The sequence below is a fragment of the Filobacillus milosensis genome (genome assembly GCF_004402015.1).
Taxonomy (GTDB): Bacteria; Bacillota; Bacilli; order Bacillales; family Alkalibacillaceae; genus Filobacillus; species Filobacillus milosensis.
This window is the reverse complement of sequence record NZ_SOPW01000084.1, coordinates 1-302: the sequence shown is the minus strand read 5'-3', so window position 1 is coordinate 302 and position 302 is coordinate 1. Positions and strand designations below refer to the sequence as shown.

Annotated in this window: 1 pseudogene; it reads left to right on the top strand. The window is 68.9% G+C overall.

The features are described 5' to 3' along the window. A pseudogene (locus E3U55_RS17205) lies at positions 1 to 302 on the top strand (hypothetical protein); the annotation flags it as partial.

Here is a 302-nt window from a genome sequence, read left to right as displayed (position 1 = left end):
CGTGTTCGACCTTCCCGACTCGTGGGTATGGGACTTCTGGTTCGCCGACGACGGCGAGCAGTACCACCTCTTCTTCCTCTACGCCTCGCGCGCGCTGCACGACCCGGAACGGCGCCACTACCGCGCCTCGATCGGTCACGCGACCTCGCTCGACCTCGTCGAGTGGACACGGGGACCGGATGCGCTCGTGCGCGGTGACGCTCCTGCGTTCGACGACCTCGCCACCTGGACGGGTTCGACGGTGCGGCACCCGGACGGGACGTGGTTCCTCTTCTACACGGGCGCGAGCCTGAGCGACGGGG